Genomic DNA, 19140 nt, shown 5'->3' on the forward strand with positions numbered 1-19140 from the left:
TCGCCATGACAATAACTCCTCAACAACTGATCGCACTGTTACCGCTGTTGATCGTCGGATTGACGGTGGTGGTTGTGATGCTGTGCATTGCGTGGCGACGCAACCACTTTGTCAATGCCACCCTGACCGTTATCGGTCTGAACCTGGCTTTACTGTCGCTGTTTTTTGTCGGCCAGGCCGGCCCGATGGATGTGACGCCGCTTATCCGCGCCGACGGCTATTCGATGTTCTATACCGCGCTGGTCCTGGCGGCGAGCCTGGCCACCAGCACCTTCGCCTATCCGTGGCTGGCGGGCTACCCCGGCAACCGCGATGAGTTTTACCTGCTGGTGCTGATTGCCGCCATGGGCGGCATCCTGCTGGCCGGCGCCAATCATCTGGCCTCGATGTTCCTGGGTATCGAGCTCATTTCCCTGCCGCTGTTCGGCCTGATAGGGTATGCCTACCGGCAAAAGCGCTCGCTGGAAGCCAGCCTGAAATACACCCTGTTGTCCGCCGCCGCCTCGTCGTTCCTGCTGTTCGGCATGGCGCTGGTCTATGCCGACACCGGCGCCCTGGGTTTTGGCGCGCTGGGACAGCGTCTGGACGACGCCATGCTGCACCAGCCGCTGTTGCTGGCGGGGCTGGGCATGATGATTGTCGGCCTGGGCTTCAAGCTGTCGCTGGTGCCGTTCCACCTGTGGACGCCGGATGTGTACCAGGGCGCGCCCGCGCCGGTGTCCACCTTCCTGGCCACCGCCAGCAAGGTGGCGATTTTCGCCGTGCTGATGCGCCTGTTCCTCTATACGCCGGTGGTGAATAGCGACGCGCTGCGCCTGGCGCTGGCCATTATCGCCTTCTGCTCCATTATGTTCGGCAACCTGATGGCCATCGGCCAGACCAATATCAAGCGCCTGCTGGGGTATTCCTCCATTGCCCATCTGGGCTATCTGACGGTGGGTCTGATTGCGGTACAGGCCCATCAGCTGGCCATGGAGGCGGTGGGCGTTTACCTGGCCGGCTACCTGTTCAGCAGTCTGGGCGCCTTCGGCGTGGTCAGCCTGATGTCCAGCCCCTACAGCGGTCCGGATGCCGACTCGCTGTTCTCCTATCGCGGCCTGTTCTGGCACAAACCGATTTTATCGGCGGTAATGACGGTGATGATGCTGTCGCTGGCCGGCATCCCGATGACCCTGGGTTTTATCGGTAAATTCTATATCATGGCGGCCGGCGTCGGCGCGCACCTGTGGTGGCTGACCGGCACCGTGGTGCTCGGCAGCGCTATCGGCCTGTACTATTACCTGCGCGTGATGGTCAGCCTGTATCTCAGTCCGCCGGAAAGATTGCGCCGGGATACGCCGAGCAACTGGGCGCTCACCGCCGGCGGGGTGGTGGTGCTGATCTCCTCCGTGCTGGTGTTGCTGCTGGGTATCTTCCCGCAGCCGCTGATCTCCCTGGTGAGACTGGCGCAGCCGTTGATGTAACACGTTTTTCCCCTCCCGGTTACCGCGGCGGGAGGGCCGCGCGGGGCGGCGGTCGCCATGGCCGTTGCCCGACCCGGCCGTAAACGCGTCTGACTGAATAAACGAAATAGTTCTCGTTAAAAAATGCTTTATTGACCCCCGTCATTGTTTCTTAATGCCATTCGGTGATAATGAAAATAACTCTCATTGACGTTTGGCGTTGGCTCGATGTTCACTTCCGTTTTAAAATACCTTCTCTGCAGCGCTGTCCTGTTCCTGGGCATATCATCCGCCTGGGCGGCCGATGATTACCAGACGTGGGTCACTGATATCCAGGGACGGCTGGACACCACCGCGCGGCTGTATCAGCAGCAGCAGAACGACGCCGCGCGCCGCGAGGTGCAAATGGCCTATTTCGAGGTATTCGAAAATCTCGAGGGGCCGATCCGCATCAATATTTCCGCGCAGAAAAGCTATCAAATGGAAAGCCAGTTCGGCGAGATCCGCCGTCTGATCGGCGAGGGCAAGCCGCTGGCGGAAGTGCAAGATAAAATCAACGGCTTGAAAAATGAATTGACCGGCGTGCTGCCGGCATTGTCCGGCGGCCATCAGCTGGTGGCCGCGGGCCAGCATGACGCCTATAGCAATACGCAAATCGCCCTGTACTGGCAGCAAAGCTTTAAAACCATCGACGATCTGCTGGCCGACGCCCTGACGCAATACCAGGCGGGACAATATGCCGCCGCGAGCCAGCGCGTGCAGCAGGCGCATTTTCAGGGCTATAAGAATTCGGAAATGGAAATGTCGGTGCGCAATAACCGCTCCGCCCAGCAGGCGGCCGCCATCAACCAGGAATTTATCGCCCTGATCGCCCTGGCCGCAAAACCCGATCAGATGAATGACCTGTCCTACGGCGTCACCCAGCTATTGCAGGATCTGGAAGACCTGCTGCCGGGCCTGCCCACCACCCGTCCCGACCAGCCGGTGACCGCGCCCGCAGCCAACGCCCCGGCCAGCGCCGCGGCGGGCGGCGACGCCCAGCCCGACGCCAACTGGCGGCAGGTCGGCGACGACATCAACGCCGCGGTAGCCGCCGCCATCGCCCAATATCGCGGCGGACAGGCCAAAGCCGGCATGATGGCGATACAGGACGCGTATTTCGACCGCTTCGAAGCCACCGGCATGGAGAACAAAATCGGTTCGCGCGACGCGGCGTTTAAATCGACGCTGGAAGGCTATTTCACCCGCCTGGTCAGTCTAATGAAAGCCGGCCAGTCGGTCGCCCAGATCCAGGAACAGGCCGACGCGCTCGCGCAAAATCTCACCAAAGCGGTGGAAATGCTGGGCGAGGGCGGCGAAAGCCAGTGGACATTGCTGGTGTACAGCCTGCTTATCATCGTGCGCGAAGGCATGGAGGCATTGTTGATCGTCGCCGCCATCGTGGCCTACCTGGTCAAGAATAAGCATCAGGATAAGCTGCCGCTGATCCGGCAATCGGTTTGGGTTGCCCTGCTGGCGAGCGTGGTCACCGCCGCGCTGTTCCAATGGCTGTTCGCCAACTCCGGCGCCAACCGCGAACTGCTCGAAGGCGTCACCATGATGGTCGCCGTGGTGACGCTGTTCTTTATGAGCTACTGGCTGCTGTCCAAAGTGGAGGCCCGGCACTGGCAGGCCTATCTGGAAGGCAAGCTGACGCTGTCCCTGACCACCGGCTCCCTGGCGGGCCTGTGGTTTACCAGCTTCCTGGCGGTGTACCGAGAAGGCGCGGAGACGGTACTGTTTTATTACGCCCTGGTGGGGGACGCCGGCAATATGGCCGGGCAATTCGCCATCCTGGGCGGTTTCCTGATCGGCTGCGTCATCCTGGTGATGGCGTACCTGCTGATGCGGTATACGGTGGTGAAACTGCCGCTGAAGCCGTTCTTTATGTTTACCGGTACATTTATGTATTTGATGGCCTTTGTTTTTGCCGGCAAAGGGGTACTGGAGTTAATTGAAGGTAAATTATTCGAACCCACGTTATTAAAGGGCATACCTGAAATAAGCTGGCTGGGGATTTATCCCTATCTGGAGACCCTGGCGCCTCAGGTCGTTTTAGTACTGGCCGCGCTGGTCGCCCTCTGGGTGATGCGCCGGCGCTCCGGTACCCTGATACCAAAACAAGAAACTGTGTGAGCGCACAAAGCAATTTTTTTGATGACTGAGGAATGAGAGTTGATGAAGATGAATAACAGCCTGGCGGCCGTGATGGCCGTTGCCGGTATGACCTGCGCCCCGGCCGTGTTTGCGGCCGAGCATCCGGCGGGTGAAACCGTCACCATGAATGAAATGCAGATTGCTGCGGTCTATTTACAGCCTATCGATATGGAACCGCGCGGCATGGGTTTACCCGCAGCCAAGGCCGATGTTCATCTAGAAGCCGATATCCACGCGGTGGAAGGAAACAAAAACGGTTTCGGCGCCGGCGAATGGATGCCGTACCTGACCATCAGCTACACGCTGGTCAACACCGATTCCGGCGACAAACAGGAAGGCACCTTTATGCCGATGGTCGCCAGCGACGGTCCGCATTACGGCCAGAATGTGAAAATGATGGGCGTGGGCAACTACAAAGTGACCTTCCATATCGAACCGCCGTCAAAAGCCGGCCTTCATCGCCATACCGACGCTGAAACCGGCGTGGGCCGCTGGTGGAAGCCATTCGACGTCAGCTACGATTTTAAATATATCGGCCTGAAATAAATCCGCCGCGCCACGGCTGCCTGGCGGCCGTGGCGGTATTGGCTCTTGTCGCAGCGGCCTGCCGGAGCGCTGCATGACGAAGTGTTTCCGGTTCTGAGTCGTCGTCATGAATTATTTTTTTGTTACCGCCTTGCAAGCTTTCCTGCCGGTGACACTGCTATGCGGATTAAACTGGGCTAACCGCCCCGCGCCATCGGTGCGCGCGCTGGTATGGGTCAACCTGCTGGCGCTGGCGGCCGGTACCCTGGCGGGCGTGCGCCTGCCCGGCGGCCAATCGGTGCAGCTCACGCTGGTTTTCTTGCAACTGGCGGGGCTGGTAGTGTTCCTGGCCAGCCAATTTTCCGTTTCCGCCAGGGTGGGCTACTGCTGGCAAGGCCTGCTGGTGGCCGGCGCGGCGCTGCACTGGAGCAACGATCCCAATTTAAGCGCGTTGACGCCCACGGGCGTCATCAACACCGATTTATTACTTAATCTGAGCGCGGTGGTACTGGCCGTCGCGTTACTGGCGCTGTGCGCGGTGCTGACGGCGATGCTGGTGAAGCGCCTGCCGGCGTGGCGCTGGCCGCTGCTGCTGGCGCTGGCGCTGCTGTTGTTGCTGCCGTTGTGCGGCCAGGCGACGCTACTGTTGATGAAACTGGACGTCCTCGGGCTGACCAAGCCGCGGCTGAGTTTTGTGTCCAACGTCACCAACAGCAACCCCTGGCTCAACTATATCAGCGCCTTGCTGATGGCGGCGCTGCTGGCGGGCTTTATTGCGCCGCTGCTGCGCCTGCGCGGCGGATATCGCCACCAGGTGGAGCCTATCGCGCGCCGCAAGGCCATCGCGCGCTATCGCAATGCCCGGCGTACCGCCGCAACGCTGCTGGCCGTGCTGATGGTGGTGGTGGCCGCGCAGCTGTATTGGGATTTGGTGGCCTCGCAGCCGCCGCGCCTGTCGGAAGCGGTGCCCGTGACCCTGGCCGCCGACGGCCAGGTGCATATTCCACTCGAACAGGTGCGCGACGGCAAGCTGCATCGTTTCGTTTGGGTGGCCGAGGACGGCAAGGCGGTGCGTTTCCTGGTGATTAACCGTTATCCCGATCGCCTGCGCCTCGGCGTGGTGTTCGACGCCTGCCTGCTGTGCGGCGACCAGGGGTATGTGATGGAAGGCAACCAGGTGGTGTGCGTGGCCTGCGGAGTGCATATTTTTATCCCCTCCATCGGCAAGGCTGGCGGCTGCAATCCCATACCCATCGACAACTGGCGCAACGACGACCATGAGCTGACCATCGGCAAAGCGGCGCTGGTGGCGGGGGTCAATTATTTTACCACCGTGCTCACCCTGCAGGTGACCGATCCGGTGGACGGCAGCAAACTGACCAATGTCAGCGCCTCCCATAAATACAGTTACGGCGGCAAAATGTACTTTTTTGCCAGTGAAGACACTTACAATCGTTTCCGCGCGCAGCCGGCGCAGTTCGTGCCGGCCGCCGCCGCCGGCAGCGACGAAGCGGAGGGCGAGTAGCTTATGTTGTGGCGTATGTTACGGCAGTCCTGGTGCAGGAATATCCGGCGCAAGTCCCTGGCGGTATTAACGGTGTTCCTGGCCGCCGGGTTGATTTCGGCGCTGCTGGCGGTCTCCATCGATATCGGCGACAAGATGGCGCGCGAGCTGAAATCCTATGGCGCCAATATCCTGATTGAACCGGCGGGCCAGGCGGCGCTGCCCGCGCTGTTTGGCGAGCGGGGCGCTCCCCTGTCGGGGCAGGATCTGATCGACGAGTCCGAATTGCCCAATATCAAGGATATCTTCTGGCGCAACAATATCATCGGCTTTGCCCCGCTGCTTGGCGGCGAAGTGCTGGTCAACGGCGCGCCGGTGCCGGTGCTGGGCACCTTTTTCTCGCAGCCGGTGAATGTGCCCGATGAAACGGATTTTCATACCGGGCAGCAAATTATCAGCCCCTATTGGCGGGTTACCGGTCAATATCCCCATGAACCGGTAACGCGAGAGCAGCCGCCCGAAGCGCTGGCGGGCAAGCAGTTGGCGCAGCGCCATGGCTGGCGGCCCGGCGACGTAGTAACGCTGGACGGACCGCACGGCCGGGCCAGCGTGCGCATCAGCGGCGTGCTCGCCAGCGGCGGCGATGAGGAAGGCCGTCTGGTGATGCCCCTGGCCACGGTGCAGCAACTGCTCGGCCTGCCCGGCAAAGTGCAGGCGGTACGGGTCTCGGCGCTGACGGTGCCGGAAAACGATCTTTCCCGCCGGGCCAGGGATAATCTCGACGGACTGACGGCGGAAGAATACGATCTGTGGTATTGCACCGCTTTTGTGTCGTCGATTTCCCATCAGTTGGAAGAGGCGATTTCCGGATCGGTGGTGCATCCTATCTGGCAGGTGGCGGCATCCGAAGGCGTGGTGATTGAAAAAATCCAGCTGCTGCTGGCGGTGGTCACCCTGGCGGCGCTGGCGGCATCGGCCATGGGCATCGCCTCGCTGATGACCAGCACCATTATGGAGCGCGGGCGGGAGATTGGCCTGATGAAGGCCCTCGGCGCCCGCCAGTGGCAAATTATGCTGCTGTTTTACCTGGAAGCGGTAATGAGCGGCGCCCTGGGCGGATTGCTGGGCTGCGTTGCCGGCTGGGGACTGGCGAAAGCCATCGGCCTGATGCTGTTCGGCGTGCCGCTCAGTTTTGCCTGGATTGTGGTGCCGAGCGTGCTGGTGATCGCCATCCTGATTGCCGTGATCGGCACCTGGTTCCCGGCCCGGCGCATCGCCAAACTGTATCCGGTGGAGGTGCTGTATGGCAATTAACGTCGTGGCCGCGGCGCCGGGCCGGGGCGGACGGCGCGCCAAACGTCCGTCGGGACTGATGAACAATATGTTCTGGCTGCTGGTGGTGCGGGCGCTGCGGCTGCGGCTGCAACGGGTGGCGGTGGTGTTCGCCGCCCTGACGGTGGGCGCGGCCATCGTGACCGCCATGGCCTCGGTCTATTTTGATATCAACGCCAAGATGAGCCAGGAGCTGCGCACCTTCGGCGCCAATTTTTATCTTGGTCCCGGCCATGGCAACAGCCTGCCGGCGGCCACACTGCAGCCGATTCTGGATCAGGCGCCCAAGGGGCTTATCAATGCGTCCAGCCCGTATTTGTACGGTATGGCCCGCACTGAACTGGAAAAAGTGGTGGTGATGGGCGTCTGGTTCGAGTCGCTGCAACAGCTGGTGCCTTATTGGCAGGTCAAGGGCGACTGGATTGGCGTCAGCTTTGACGACCGGCATGCGATGATCGGCGTGAAACTGGCCGATCGCCTGCACCTGAAGGTCGGCGATCGGGTAACCCTGGTTGACGGCCAGCAGCGCCAGAGCCTGATTATCAAGGGCGTGGTCGAAGCCGGGGACGCCACCGATAATATGCTGATCGTCAACCTGGAGCTGGCGCAGAAATGGCTGCATCAGCCCGGCGCCATCAGTAACGCCATGCTGAGCGTCAATAACGATATCGGTCAGGTGGACGCCTTTGCCGCCCGCTTGCAGCAGCAGTATCCCGACCTGGACGTGCGGCCGATCCTCAAGGTTTCCGCCTCCGAAGGCCAGGTGCTGGATAAGATCAAAGGGCTGATGGGACTGGTGTCGGCGGTGATCTTGATTTTGTCGTCGCTGTGCGTCAATACCACCCTGATGGCCATCGTCGGCGAGCGCTCGCGCGAGTTTGCCCTGCAAAAGGCGCTGGGCGCCAGCGCCGCGGATATCAGCCGGCAAATGCTGGCGGAAACCGGCATCATCGCCCTGGCGGCGGTGCTGGTGGGCAGCGTGTTCGGCTTTATACTGGCGCAGGTGCTGGGACATGCGGTGTTTAACGCCGCCATTGCCCTGCGCGCCCCTGTTTTTCCACTGACGCTGGCGTTATCCCTGCTGGTGGCGGCGGTGGCGGCCATCGTGCCGGTACGGCGTGCGCTGCATGTCGAACCGGCGCTGGTCCTGAAAGGAGAATAACCATGGCATCACCTATCCGGTTGATACAGCCGCAGCCCGCGGCGGAATATGTGATTGAGACCCGCGGCCTGTATAAACGCTTCGGCAAGGTCACGGCGCTGGATGATATCAACATCCGCATCCGCCGCGGGGAGTTCGTGGCCTTTATGGGCGCTTCCGGCTCCGGCAAGACCACCCTGATGAATATCCTCACGTGCCTGGATACCGTGAGCGAAGGCCAGGTGTTGCTGGACGGCGTCGACGCCGCCGCGCTGGACGAGGAGGGGCGGCGTAATTTCCGCGCCGACAAAATCGGCCTGGTATTCCAGCAATTCCACCTGATCCCGTTCCTGACCGCGCTGGAAAACGTCATGCTCGCGCAGCATTATCATAGCGTGGTGGATGAAGGCGCCGCCCGCGCCGTGCTCGACCGGGTCGGCCTGGGCGAACGCGTCGGCCATCTGCCCAGCCAGCTTTCCGGCGGGGAGCAGCAGCGCGTGTGTATCGCCCGGGCGCTGGTCAACGAGCCGCCGGTGATCTTCGCCGACGAGCCGACCGGCAACCTGGATGAGGAAAATGAACAACGGGTGCTGGACCTGCTGACCGATCTGCATCGCCAGGGCCGCACCATCGTTATGGTCACCCATAACCCCGAACTGGGCCGTTTCGCCGATCGTATCATCCGTTTGCAGCACGGTAAATTCCTGGGCGAGGAGCGAAATCATCATGAGCTGGCATCCCGTGGTTAGGTTGTTTTGCGCGCTGGCCCTGCTTGCCGCCCTGGCGGGATGCAAAGAGCAGCAGGTGGCCATCGGCGCGCCGGCGCCGAAACTGGCGGCGTTCGATCTCAACGGCCAGCCGGCGGCGCTCGATCAATGGCGCGGCAAGCCGGTGTACCTGACGTTTTGGTCCTCCGACTGCGGCGGCTGCGCGGCGGATATGAAACTGCTGCAAAAGCTCACCGACGTCTACGGCGATCGGCTGGTGGTGGTGGCGGTGAACACCGATCCGCAGCAGACCGATATCGCGCCTTTCCTGGCCGCGCTGCAGATCCATTATCCGGTGGTGCGCGATCAGCTGGGCATCACCAGGGAGCGTTACCAGGTGATCGGCACGCCGACGTCCTACCTGCTTAGCGCCGGGGGCACCGTGCTGGAGGCGCATCAGGGTTTGCAGGGCGAGCCGGCACTCGTCGCGATGTTCCAAAATGCACAACGGGATAAATCATGAAGAAGCTTATGCTGGGCATGTTATTACTCTGCGTCAGCGGTACGGCGCTGGCGGACGCCGCGGACGGGGCGCAAAAATATGCCCAGGGCTGCGCCGATTGTCATGGCCGCAAGGCCGACCGGGCGGCGTTCGGCAAAGCGCCGCCGCTGATAACCTTAAGCCGCGAACAGCTGGTAAGCGCGCTCACCGACCGCCGGGACGGCAAGATTGCCACCAGCGGCGCGGAGCAGCGGGCCAAGGCGGCGCTGAGCGATGGCGATATCCAGGGACTGGCGGATTATATCCGCTCCCTCGATCCGCAGGCATCGGCCGCGAAGCCGGCGGTAGCGAATTGATTTTAAGGATGATCTGCCCGTAATTGTTCGCCAGGACGCGCAATTTATGACTATAGTTAGAGTGACGGTCTTTCATCAGAACACGGAGAACAATTATGGTAACCCCGACAGATCCCATCCAACCGCATGAAACTCATGTTGATGATGACGTGCAGTTGCTGTCCGAGACGCTGGAGGAAGTGCTGGCCTATTCCGGCGACAAGGCGGATCAAAAATATGTTGAGCTAAAAACCCGTGCCGAAGCGGCGCTGGAAGAAGTTAAAAAACGCATCAGCCATGCGTCCGATAATTACTATTACCGGGCCAAACAGGCGGTTTACCGCGCCGATGACTATGTGCAGGAAAATCCCTGGCACGGTGTCGGTATCGGGGCGTCCGTCGGCCTGGTGTTCGGGCTGCTGCTGGCCCGTCGCTAAGGTTTCTGTGCCAAGTTATCCGGCTGGCGCGCTCACCAGCCGGTATTTTCCGCCGCCGCGCCGGCGGGAATGAACAAGTCATGCTATTTATTACGCCATTCATCATACTTAATGGCGCTAATCTTTCGTTTTTGCTTCCGTAAACCGTATAATCCATACTCTTAATTAGGTCTTGGGGTAGGGGTCTCTATGCTGACGTTACTCAACTCGGCGCTGCAACAGCATATTGATGCCGGCATCTCCGCTGGGCCCGGCCTGTATCAGATTGCGCTTCCCTGGACTCCCGGCAGCCATGTGCCGATGCTTGACTGGCTGCATGCCACCCCGCTGTATCCCCAATTCTACTGGCAGCATCGCGACGGCGCGCAGGAAGCGGCGGCAGGCGGCGGCCTGCGCATCTTCGATCGCCTGAGCAAGGCGCGGGACTTTATGGCGGCCCATAGCACGGCCTGGCCTGCGCTGCGCCTGTGGGGCATCAATGCCTTCGGCGGTGAAGACGATAACGACGCCGGCGATGATGACAACGGCGCCGGCCGCGGCGGCGAGCCGGAAAGCTGCCTGTTTTTGCCGCGCCTGACCTGGGAGCGCGACGGGTCGTCACACCGGCTGGTGCTGAACCTGGCAAGCGATGTTTCCCTGCGCGACGACGCCAGGCGGTGCCTGGCCTGGCTGCAGCAGGCCGCGCCCGCAGCACCCCTGGCGCCCTGGTCGGCGCAGCTGCGCGAAGAGGTGCACGAGCCGGAACACGCCCGTTGGCGAATGATGGTCTCCCAGGCCCTGGCCGCCTTTGGCCAGGGCGGATTAACCAAGGTGGTGTTGGCCCGCCGCACCCGGCTCGGCTTTAAAGGCCACCTCGACCCTCACGCCCTGATGGCGGCCAGCCGTCGGGTCAATCTCGATTGCTATCACTATATGCTGGCCTGGTCGGCGCAGCGGGCGTTTTTGGGCTCCAGTCCCGAGCGGCTTTACCTGCGGCGCCAGGAAATGCTGGATACCGAGGCGCTGGCCGGCACGGTGGCTACCCGGAGCCCCACGGCCAATGCCGGGCAACTGGCGCGCTGGCTGATGAACGATGATAAAAACCAGCGGGAAAACCTGCTGGTGGTCGACGATATTTGCCAGCGGCTGCAGGAGGCGGCGGTGACGCTCGACGTCATGCCGCCGGAGATCGTGCGGCTGCGCACCGTGCAGCATTTGCGCCGCGCCATTACTGCGCGCCTGGACTGCCGCGATGATGTCCGCTGTCTGGCCATGCTGCAGCCCACCGCCGCGGTGGCGGGGTTGCCGCGCGACGTCGCCCGCGCCTTTATCGCCCGCCACGAGCCGTTCGACCGGCAATGGTATGCGGGCTCGGCCGGCTATCTCTCGGATGCGCAGACGGAATTTTGCGTGACCCTGCGCTGCGCGCTGATGGAGCGGGAGTCGCTCTGGCTTTATGCCGGGGCAGGCATTGTCGAGGGATCGGATGCGGATCGGGAATGGCAGGAAGTGAACAACAAGGCCGCCGGGCTCAGGACCCTGTTTACCGGCGACCAAGCCGTCGCGCCGAATTAAGGGAATCCGGTTCTATATCAACATCCCGCGGCTGAAACAAAATATAATGCCGGAGCCGTTATTGATCGGCATCCGCGCCGCCGGGGTTATCCGCCGATCACGCATGGGTTCAGACGCGCACTGACAGAAGGTTCCATGACTACATCCGTTTTGCCAGACATGTCTTCACAATTTAACCGGCGCTGGGCCAGGGTGCTGCTGGAAACCCTCACCCGCCATGGGGTAGGGCATATCTGTATCGCGCCCGGCTCACGCTCCACCCCCCTGACCCTGGCGGCGGCGGAACATCCGTCCATCCTGTGCCATACCCATTTCGACGAGCGCGGGCTGGGGCATCTGGCCCTCGGCCTGGCCAAGGCGGCGCGCGGGCCGGTGGCGGTGATCGTTACGTCCGGCACCGCGGCGGCCAATCTGTACCCGGCGGTGATCGAAGCCAGCCTGACCGGGGAAAAGCTGATTATGCTGACCGCCGATCGGCCGCCGGAGCTTATCGACTGCGGCGCCAACCAGGCTATCCGCCAGCCGGGACTGTTTGCCGGTTTTGCCGTCCAGCGCGTGGATCTGCCGCGCCCGACGCCGGATATTCCTGCGCGCTGGCTGGTTTCCACCCTGGATCGGGCGCTGGCGGACCCGGCGCCGGGCGCGGTGCATATTAACTGCCCTTTCGCTGAACCGCTCTATGGCCCAGACGAAAACGGCGACGACGCCTGGTCGCGCGCGCTCGGCGACTGGTGGCAGGACGCCGGCCCCTGGCTGGCGCTTCCGCTGCCCGTCGCGCCCGCCGCCGCGCCGGACTGGGCGCAGTGGCGCACGCGTAAAGGGGTGGTGATTGCCGGGCGCATCCCCTGCGAACAGGGAGCGCGCCTGGCGGCATGGGCGGCCGCGCTCGGCTGGCCGCTGATTGGCGATGTGCTGTCGCAGACCGGCCAGCCGCTGCCTTATGCCGATCTCTGGCTGGCCCATCCCGAGGCGCGTCGGGTGCTGGATCAGGCTGAGTTGGTGATCCAGTTCGGCGGCAGCCTGACCGGTAAACGGCTGCTGCAATGGCAGGAGCAGTGCCGCCCGGCGGAGTACTGGCTGGTCGACCCGCTGCCGGGCCGCCTCGATCCGGCCCATCACCGGGGGCGGCGCATCAGTGCGCCCATCGGCGCGTGGCTTGGCGATCATCCCGCGCGCACGCAGGCTCCCTGGGCCCCTGAACTGGCCGGATTCGCCGCGCTGGCGCGGGATCGCATCCGGGCGGCGCTTGCCGACGGCCTGGGCGAAGCCCAGCTGGCCTGCCATCTTAACGATCTGCTGCCCGCGGGCGGCGCGCTGTTTCTGGGCAACAGCCTGACGATACGGCTGGTGGATGCGCTGGCCCAACTGCCGGCGGGTTACCCGGTATATGGTAACCGTGGGGCCAGCGGCATCGACGGCCTGCTGGCCACCGCCGCCGGCGTACAGCGCGCCAGCGACCGGCCGCTGCTTGCGCTGGTGGGCGATCTATCGGCGCTTTACGACCTGAATGCCCTGGCGCTGTTTCGTCATACCACGGCGCCGGTGGTGATCGTGGTCATCAATAATAACGGCGGCCAGATTTTTTCGTTATTGCCGACGCCGGAAGCGGTGCGCGAGCGTTTTTACGTGATGCCGCAGCAGGTGGAGTTTCGCCACGCGGCGGCGCTGTTCGGGTTGGATTACCTGCGGCCCGGGAACGCCGCTGAACTGCGCGACTGCGTTCAGCGCGCCTGGCGCCGGCCTGGGGGCGGGGCGGCCACGCTGCTGGAGCTGGCGGTGCCGCCCCGGGAGGGCGCGGATGTTTTTCGCCAATTGGTGGCCGGGATGGCCAGGCCATGAACCGCCATGCTCCGCTGCCGCCTGCGGCAATCGGCATTCCCGTCGGGCCGGGGAAGGGCGCCGGCTGGACGGTAAGCCGCCTGCGCCGGGGCGATCCCGGCCGGCCGTGGCTGGTCTGGCTGCACGGCCTGCTGGGCAGCGGCGACGACTGGTCGCCGGTACTGCCTTATTTCAGCGACTGGTCCCTGGCGACGCTCAACCTGCCGGGGCATGGGCCCGATGCGGGCGCTGCCCGTGCGCCGGCGTGCGCGCTTCACCGCGAGCAGGCGGCTGATGGCGGCGCCCCGCGACAGACGGCCGGGCTGGACTTTGCCGCGGTGTCCGCCGGGCTTGCGCATACGCTGGCCGCGCTGGGCATCACCCGCTATATTCTTATCGGTTATTCCCTGGGCGGGCGCATTGCGCTCTACCATGCCTGCCGGGGACGGTGTGGCGCGGGTAATATCCCCGGCGCCGCCGGCGCGAACGGTCAAGAGGGGCTGTGCGGACTGTTTGTCGAAGGCGCCCATCCCGGCCTGGCGCACCGGCGGGAGCGCGCGGACCGTCTGCGCCACGACGGCCTGTGGGCACGGCGCTTCAGCCGGCAGCCGATAACCGCGGTACTGGCCGACTGGTACCGCCAGCCGGTGTTCGGCGATTTGTCCGACGACGCGCGCCGGCAGCTGGTCGCGTTGCGCGCCGCCAATGACGGCGCGGCTGTCGCCGCCATGCTCCTGGCCACCTCGCTGGCGCGGCAGCCCGATCTGGCGGCGCGGTTGCGCGCGCTGGACCTGCCGTTCGGTTACCTGTGCGGCGAACACGACGGCAAATTTACCGCCCTGGCCCGTGGGGCGGCATTGCCCCTGGTCCCGGTGCCCGGCGCCGGCCACAATGCCCACCGGGCCAACCCGCCGGCTTTTGCCGGCCAACTGCTCACCCTGCTAGCTCCGTTTCATTAAAGGAATGTTTTATGCTTAAACCCAGCGAAGAACAGTGGTACGCCCCTATCGATTGGCGCGATTGCAGCGGCGATTTCGAGGATATCCGCTATCATAAGTCCGCCGACGGCATCGCCCGGATTACCATCAACCGGCCCCAGGTACGTAATGCGTTCCGGCCGCTGACGGTCAAAGAAATGATCCAGGCCATGGCCGACGCCCGTTACGACGAAGGCATCGGCGTGATTATTCTTACCGGCGAAGGGGATAAGGCGTTCTGTTCCGGCGGCGACCAGAAGGTGCGCGGCGACTACGGCGGTTATAAGGACGACAGCGGCGTGCATCATCTTAACGTGCTGGACTTCCAGCGCCAGATCCGCACCTGCCCGAAACCGGTGGTGGCGATGGTGGCGGGTTTCGCCATCGGCGGCGGCCATGTGCTGCACATGATGTGCGACCTGACCCTGGCGGCGGACAATGCGGTATTCGGCCAGACCGGGCCTAAAGTCGGCTCCTTCGACGGCGGCTGGGGCGCGGCCTATATGGCGCGCATCGTCGGCCAGAAAAAAGCCCGGGAAATCTGGTTCCTTTGCCGGCAGTACGATGCGCGGCAGGCGCTGGACATGGGGCTGGTCAATACTGTTGTGCCGCTGGCCGACCTGGAGAAGGAAACCGTACGCTGGTGCCGGGAAATGCTGCAGAACAGTCCGATGGCGCTGCGCTGCCTGAAGGCCGCGCTGAATGCGGACTGTGACGGCCAGGCGGGGCTGCAGGAGCTGGCGGGCAACGCCACCATGCTGTTTTACATGACGGAGGAAGGGCAGGAAGGGCGCAATGCGTTCGTTGAGAAACGCCAGCCCGACTTCAGCAAATTCAAGCGGAACCCCTGATGCGCAGCGCAACGATCTACCGCTACAGCCTGCCGATGGAAGCCGGCGTGGTGCTGCGCAACCAGCGCCTGAAAAGCCGTGACGGCCTGGTGGTGCGGCTGGAGTGCGACGGCCGTGATGGCCTGGGGGAAATCGCGCCGCTGCCCGGCTTCAGCCGCGAAACGCTGATCGAGGCGGAGGCGTCGGCGCTGGAGCTGCTGCGGCGCTGGGTCGACGGCGAGGACGCGGCGGCGGACGGCGGCGGTCTGGCGTTGGCTTCCGGCCCCGCGGCGCCGTCGGTGGCGTTCGGCATCAGCATGGCCCTGGCCGAGCTGGCGGGTGAACTGCCCGACGCGGCGCCTTATCAGACCGTGCCGCTGTGCACCGGCGATCCCGATAGGCTGATACCGATGCTCGCGGCGTTGCCCGGCAGGAAGATTGCCAAGATCAAGGTCGGCATGTATGAAGCGATCCGCGACGCCGTCATGGTCAACCTGCTGCTGGAAGCGGTGCCGGATCTGCATGTGCGGCTGGACGCCAACCGCAGCTGGACCCCGGCCAAGGCCGCCGGCTTTGCCCGCTATCTGGACCCCTCCCTTATCGCGCGTATCGATTTTCTGGAAGAACCCTGCGCCACGCCGGCGCAATCGCTGGCCTTTGCCCGCGATACCGGCATCGCCATTGCCTGGGATGAAAGCCTGCGCGAGCCGGATTTTCAACTCCGCGCCCAGCAGGGCGTGGCGGCGGCGGTCATCAAACCCACGCTCACCGGCAGCCTGGCGCGCTGTCGCGCGTTGGTTGCCCAGGCGCACCGGGAGGGACTGACGGCGGTTATCAGTTCGGCCATCGAGTCCAGCCTGGGCCTGACGCAGCTTTCGCGCCTGGCCGCCTGGCTGACGCCGGGTATCCAGCCCGGCCTGGATACCCTTACGCTGATGCGTTCGCAGCTGATCCGTCCCTGGTCCGGCAGCCCGCTGCCGTTATGCACCGCCGGGCAACTCTCTCAAACACGACTGGAGCCGACGGCCCGCCGCCTTTAAGGCAATCTCCGGACCGGCTTACTATGAAGATGCAATCATGATGACTTTCGCTACCTGGCCCTGGCACCATTGGGCGCAGCAGACGCCGCACAGTATTGCGCTGCGCGCCGACGACGCCGACTGGAGCTGGCGCAACCTGGTGATGCGCGTCGACCAGATGGCCGCCGCGTGGCAGCGGGCGGGCGTCACGGTGGGCTGCGGAGTGGCGTTGCGCGGTAAAAACAGCCTGGATCTGCTGCTGGCGTATCTGGCCGCGCTGCAATGCGGCGCGCGGGTTCTTCCCCTGAATCCCCTGTTGCCGGCCGAACTGCTGGCGCAGCGCCTGCCGACGCTGAATATGGATTTCGGCTGGTGCGCGCGCGGCCTGCCCTGGCCCGGGACCATCGCGCCGTTAACGATAATCGACGCCGACTCCGACGCCGCCGCCGCGCCGCTGGTGTCCTGGCAGGTTAACCGGCTGGCGACCCTGACGCTGACTTCCGGTTCCAGCGGCCTGCCCAAGGCGGCGGCCCATACCTACGCCGCGCATCTGGCCAGCGCCCGGGGCGTCACGCGGCTGATGGCCTTCCAGAACCGCCATCGCTGGCTGTTGTCGCTGCCGCTGTGCCATGTTTCCGGGCAAGGCATCGTCTGGCGCTGGCTGGCGGTGGGCGCCACGTTGGCGCTGGCCCGGGACCAGCCGCTGGAACGGGCGCTGGCCGGATGCACCCACGCCTCGCTGGTGCCGACGCAGCTGTGGCGTCTGCTGCAGGGTGACCCCGCGCGGCTTAGCCTGCAGGATGTGCTGCTGGGCGGCGCGATGATCCCCCTTGAGCTGACCCGCCGGGCGGAAGCGCTCGGCGTGCGCTGCTGGTGCGGCTACGGCCTGACGGAGTTTGCCTCCACCGTCTGCGCCAAGCGCGCCGATGCCTCGGGCGGCGTCGGTTCGCCCCTGGACGGCCGCGAACTGCGGCTGGTGGACGGTGAAGTGTGGCTGCGCGGCAGCAGCATGGCCGCGGGTTACTGGCAGCAGGGCCGGTTGCTGAAGCTGGCCGATGACGACGGCTGGTTTCATACCCGCGACGGCGGCCGGTTTGTCGACGGCGAACTGCATATCAGCGGCCGGCTGGATAATGTCTTTTTTTGCGGCGGCGAAGGGGTGCAGCCGGAGGATATCGAACGTATCCTGGCCGCCCATCCCGCCGTGCGCCAGTCGTTTGTGGTGCCGGTGGACGACGGGGAGTACGGCCAGCGGCCGGTGGCGGTGCTGGAGGCCGATGCGCCTTTTCCCGAGCTGCGCGCCTGGCTGGAGCCGCAGCTGGCGCCGTGGCAGCGCCCGATCGCCTATCTTGCCCTGCGCCAGGTGCTGCCGGACAAGCTGGACGCCGGCGGCATAAAAATCCCGCGCAGCCAGCTTACCCGGCTGGCGCAGGCGCAATTCGCGTTAAATCCCTAAAGAAAGGTTGTGTTTGTCGGTCCGGCTTTCTAAAGTGGCGGTATAAAGATGAGAGGAGAGAAGCATGCTTAGGGTAGAAATGCTGTGCACCGGCGACGAAGTGCTGCATGGACAGATTCTCGATACCAATGCGGCCTGGCTGGCGAACTATTTGTTTGAGCAGGGGCTGCCGATGAGCGCGCGCATGACCGTAGGCGACAACCTCTCCGCCTTGGTGGCGGCGCTGACCGAGCGCAGCCTGCGCGCCGATATCATGATCGTCAACGGCGGCCTGGGGCCGACCAGCGACGATCTCAGCGCGCTGGCCGCCGCCACCGCCACCGGCGAGGAACTGATCGAACATCCCGAATGGCTGGCGAAAATCGAAGCCTTTTTCGCCGAACGCGGCCGGGTGATGGCGCCGAGCAACCGCAAGCAGGCGCAAATTCCCGCCAATGCCGAGATGATCGATAATCCGGTGGGCACCGCCTGCGGTTTTGCCCTGCAGCTTAACCGCTGCCTGATGTTTTTTACTCCCGGCGTGCCGTCGGAGTTCAAGGTGATGGTCGAGCAGCAAATCGTGCCGCGCCTGCGCGAACGTTTCGATCTGCCGGATCCGCCGCTGTGCCTGCGTCTCACCACCTTCGGCCGTGCGGAAAGCGAGCTGGCGAGCCAGCTTGACGACATGACGCTGCCGGAAGAGGTGGTGCTGGGCTACCGATCCTCAATGCCGATTATCGAATTAAAACTGACCGGCCCGGCCCATGAGCGCGACGCCATGGAACTGGCCTGGCAAAAAGTGCGCGCGGTGGCCGGTGAAAGCGCTATTTTTGAAGGTACCGACGATCTGCCGACCCAGCTGGCGCAACGTCTGCATCAGCGTCCGCTGACCCTGGCCATCGGCGAACGTTTTACCGCCGGACTGCTGACCTGGCAATGCCAGAGCGCGGGCATGCCGGTCAAGGGCGGCGAATGGCTGGAGGCCCCTGGCCCTGAGATCGCCGGTACTGCCGATGGCGACACCTTCTCCGGGCACCTAAGCGCGGCGGATGCCCCCCCGGCCCACGACGCCCAGTCGCTTTTGCGAAAGCTGGCCCGGCAGGCGCAAGGGCTGGCGGCGCGTCACGGCACGCAGCTTGCGCTGGTGGTCGGCGATATGGCGCAGGACAGCCTGAGCCTGGCGCTGCACACGCCGGACGGCGATTACGCCCAAACGGTGGTGTTCGCCGTCAGCATACAGCGCCACGGCCTGAAAACCCGCCAGGAAATGGTGTCGCTGATGGCGCTGAATATGCTCAGACGTTGGCTGAACGGCTGGCCGGTCTACGGCGAGCACGGCTGGATACGCATCGCCGCAACCCTGGCGTAAGCGCCGCGGGCGGTAAT

General features: G+C 63.9%; 17 protein-coding genes. All 17 read left to right on the plus strand.

Translation table 11 applies throughout. From position 1 onward, the window contains the following. The first annotated feature begins 5 nt into the window (after nucleotides 1–5). The 17 genes from nuoN (at nucleotide 6) to ACL2XN_RS25765 (ending at nucleotide 19123) form a co-directional block, all read left to right on the plus strand. Nucleotides 6–1463 carry an NADH-quinone oxidoreductase subunit NuoN gene (gene nuoN, locus ACL2XN_RS25685; protein WP_410014215.1) on the plus strand — a complete coding sequence of 486 codons (1458 nt, stop codon included), beginning with the start codon at nucleotides 6–8 and terminating at the stop codon, nucleotides 1461–1463. A gap of 207 nt (nucleotides 1464–1670) precedes the next feature. Further along, entirely contained in the window at nucleotides 1671–3617 is a 1947-nt protein-coding gene (locus tag ACL2XN_RS25690) for an FTR1 family iron permease (protein WP_413729738.1), read from the plus strand. A gap of 42 nt (nucleotides 3618–3659) precedes the next feature. Then, nucleotides 3660–4184 (plus strand): iron transporter, encoded by a 525-nt coding sequence (locus ACL2XN_RS25695; RefSeq protein WP_410014217.1) that lies wholly within the window; start codon nucleotides 3660–3662, stop codon nucleotides 4182–4184. Between the two features lie 106 nt (nucleotides 4185–4290). Continuing rightward, entirely contained in the window at nucleotides 4291–5688 is a 1398-nt protein-coding gene (locus ACL2XN_RS25700) for a Fe-S-containing protein (RefSeq protein WP_413729739.1), read from the plus strand. A 3-nt stretch (nucleotides 5689–5691) separates the two neighbouring features. Further along, on the plus strand, nucleotides 5692–6981 hold the full coding sequence (locus ACL2XN_RS25705) for an ABC transporter permease (RefSeq protein ID WP_410014219.1): 1290 nt from the start codon (nucleotides 5692–5694) through the stop codon (nucleotides 6979–6981). 67 nt (nucleotides 6982–7048) lie between these two features. Next, the gene (locus tag ACL2XN_RS25710) at nucleotides 7049–8161 is read left to right on the plus strand and encodes an ABC transporter permease (protein ID WP_413723473.1); all 1113 of its coding nucleotides are present in this window, start codon (nucleotides 7049–7051) and stop codon (nucleotides 8159–8161) included. A gap of 2 nt (nucleotides 8162–8163) precedes the next feature. Further along, nucleotides 8164–8889, plus strand: a complete 726-nt coding sequence (locus ACL2XN_RS25715; protein ID WP_413723332.1) for an ABC transporter ATP-binding protein — start codon at nucleotides 8164–8166, stop codon at nucleotides 8887–8889. Beyond that, nucleotides 8867–9370, plus strand: coding sequence for a TlpA family protein disulfide reductase (locus ACL2XN_RS25720; RefSeq protein ID WP_410014221.1), 504 nt, complete (start codon nucleotides 8867–8869; stop codon nucleotides 9368–9370). Before ACL2XN_RS25715 ends, ACL2XN_RS25720 begins: the two co-directional genes overlap by 23 nt. Then, nucleotides 9367–9705 (plus strand): c-type cytochrome, encoded by a 339-nt coding sequence (locus ACL2XN_RS25725; RefSeq protein ID WP_410014222.1) that lies wholly within the window; start codon nucleotides 9367–9369, stop codon nucleotides 9703–9705. Before ACL2XN_RS25720 ends, ACL2XN_RS25725 begins: the two co-directional genes overlap by 4 nt. 95 nt (nucleotides 9706–9800) lie before the next feature. Further along, complete coding sequence (elaB, locus tag ACL2XN_RS25730) at nucleotides 9801–10121, plus strand: stress response protein ElaB (RefSeq protein ID WP_410014223.1); 321 nt, start codon at nucleotides 9801–9803, stop codon at nucleotides 10119–10121. A 189-nt stretch (nucleotides 10122–10310) separates the two neighbouring features. Next, on the plus strand, nucleotides 10311–11675 hold the full coding sequence (gene menF, locus ACL2XN_RS25735; RefSeq protein ID WP_410014224.1) for an isochorismate synthase MenF: 1365 nt from the start codon (nucleotides 10311–10313) through the stop codon (nucleotides 11673–11675). Nucleotides 11676–11810: 135 nt separating this feature from the next. Then, complete coding sequence (menD, locus tag ACL2XN_RS25740) at nucleotides 11811–13514, plus strand: 2-succinyl-5-enolpyruvyl-6-hydroxy-3-cyclohexene-1-carboxylic-acid synthase (RefSeq protein WP_413727948.1); 1704 nt, start codon at nucleotides 11811–11813, stop codon at nucleotides 13512–13514. Beyond that, nucleotides 13511–14452 (plus strand): 2-succinyl-6-hydroxy-2,4-cyclohexadiene-1-carboxylate synthase, encoded by a 942-nt coding sequence (gene menH / locus ACL2XN_RS25745; protein WP_413727949.1) that lies wholly within the window; start codon nucleotides 13511–13513, stop codon nucleotides 14450–14452. The genes menD and menH overlap by 4 nt, the downstream gene beginning before the upstream one ends. An 11-nt stretch (nucleotides 14453–14463) precedes the next feature. Next, nucleotides 14464–15321 carry a 1,4-dihydroxy-2-naphthoyl-CoA synthase gene (menB, locus tag ACL2XN_RS25750; RefSeq protein WP_413727951.1) on the plus strand — a complete coding sequence of 286 codons (858 nt, stop codon included), beginning with the start codon at nucleotides 14464–14466 and terminating at the stop codon, nucleotides 15319–15321. Continuing rightward, nucleotides 15321–16340, plus strand: coding sequence for an o-succinylbenzoate synthase (gene menC / locus ACL2XN_RS25755; protein WP_410014228.1), 1020 nt, complete (start codon nucleotides 15321–15323; stop codon nucleotides 16338–16340). The genes menB and menC overlap by 1 nt, the downstream gene beginning before the upstream one ends. A gap of 37 nt (nucleotides 16341–16377) precedes the next feature. Then, nucleotides 16378–17775 (plus strand): o-succinylbenzoate--CoA ligase, encoded by a 1398-nt coding sequence (gene menE, locus ACL2XN_RS25760; protein WP_413729741.1) that lies wholly within the window; start codon nucleotides 16378–16380, stop codon nucleotides 17773–17775. 64 nt (nucleotides 17776–17839) lie between these two features. Further along, nucleotides 17840–19123: a nicotinamide mononucleotide deamidase-related protein YfaY gene (locus tag ACL2XN_RS25765; protein ID WP_413723326.1), complete on the plus strand. Its 1284-nt coding sequence runs from the start codon at nucleotides 17840–17842 to the stop codon at nucleotides 19121–19123. Nucleotides 19124–19140 lie beyond the last annotated feature (17 nt).

The organism is Sodalis sp. RH22 (assembly GCF_047324165.1).
Lineage (GTDB): Bacteria > Pseudomonadota > Gammaproteobacteria > Enterobacterales > Enterobacteriaceae > Acerihabitans.

Coding starts and splice junctions, on each gene's coding strand:
- nuoN (WP_410014215.1), top strand. CDS start 6: ATGACAATAACTCCTCAACAACTGATCGCACTGTTACCGCTGTTGATC.
- ACL2XN_RS25690 (WP_413729738.1), top strand. CDS start 1,671: ATGTTCACTTCCGTTTTAAAATACCTTCTCTGCAGCGCTGTCCTGTTC.
- ACL2XN_RS25695 (WP_410014217.1), top strand. CDS start 3,660: ATGAAGATGAATAACAGCCTGGCGGCCGTGATGGCCGTTGCCGGTATG.
- ACL2XN_RS25700 (WP_413729739.1), top strand. CDS start 4,291: ATGAATTATTTTTTTGTTACCGCCTTGCAAGCTTTCCTGCCGGTGACA.
- ACL2XN_RS25705 (WP_410014219.1), top strand. CDS start 5,692: ATGTTGTGGCGTATGTTACGGCAGTCCTGGTGCAGGAATATCCGGCGC.
- ACL2XN_RS25710 (WP_413723473.1), top strand. CDS start 7,049: ATGTTCTGGCTGCTGGTGGTGCGGGCGCTGCGGCTGCGGCTGCAACGG.
- ACL2XN_RS25715 (WP_413723332.1), top strand. CDS start 8,164: ATGGCATCACCTATCCGGTTGATACAGCCGCAGCCCGCGGCGGAATAT.
- ACL2XN_RS25720 (WP_410014221.1), top strand. CDS start 8,867: ATGAGCTGGCATCCCGTGGTTAGGTTGTTTTGCGCGCTGGCCCTGCTT.
- ACL2XN_RS25725 (WP_410014222.1), top strand. CDS start 9,367: ATGAAGAAGCTTATGCTGGGCATGTTATTACTCTGCGTCAGCGGTACG.
- elaB (WP_410014223.1), top strand. CDS start 9,801: ATGGTAACCCCGACAGATCCCATCCAACCGCATGAAACTCATGTTGAT.
- menF (WP_410014224.1), top strand. CDS start 10,311: ATGCTGACGTTACTCAACTCGGCGCTGCAACAGCATATTGATGCCGGC.
- menD (WP_413727948.1), top strand. CDS start 11,811: ATGACTACATCCGTTTTGCCAGACATGTCTTCACAATTTAACCGGCGC.
- menH (WP_413727949.1), top strand. CDS start 13,511: ATGAACCGCCATGCTCCGCTGCCGCCTGCGGCAATCGGCATTCCCGTC.
- menB (WP_413727951.1), top strand. CDS start 14,464: ATGCTTAAACCCAGCGAAGAACAGTGGTACGCCCCTATCGATTGGCGC.
- menC (WP_410014228.1), top strand. CDS start 15,321: ATGCGCAGCGCAACGATCTACCGCTACAGCCTGCCGATGGAAGCCGGC.
- menE (WP_413729741.1), top strand. CDS start 16,378: ATGATGACTTTCGCTACCTGGCCCTGGCACCATTGGGCGCAGCAGACG.
- ACL2XN_RS25765 (WP_413723326.1), top strand. CDS start 17,840: ATGCTTAGGGTAGAAATGCTGTGCACCGGCGACGAAGTGCTGCATGGA.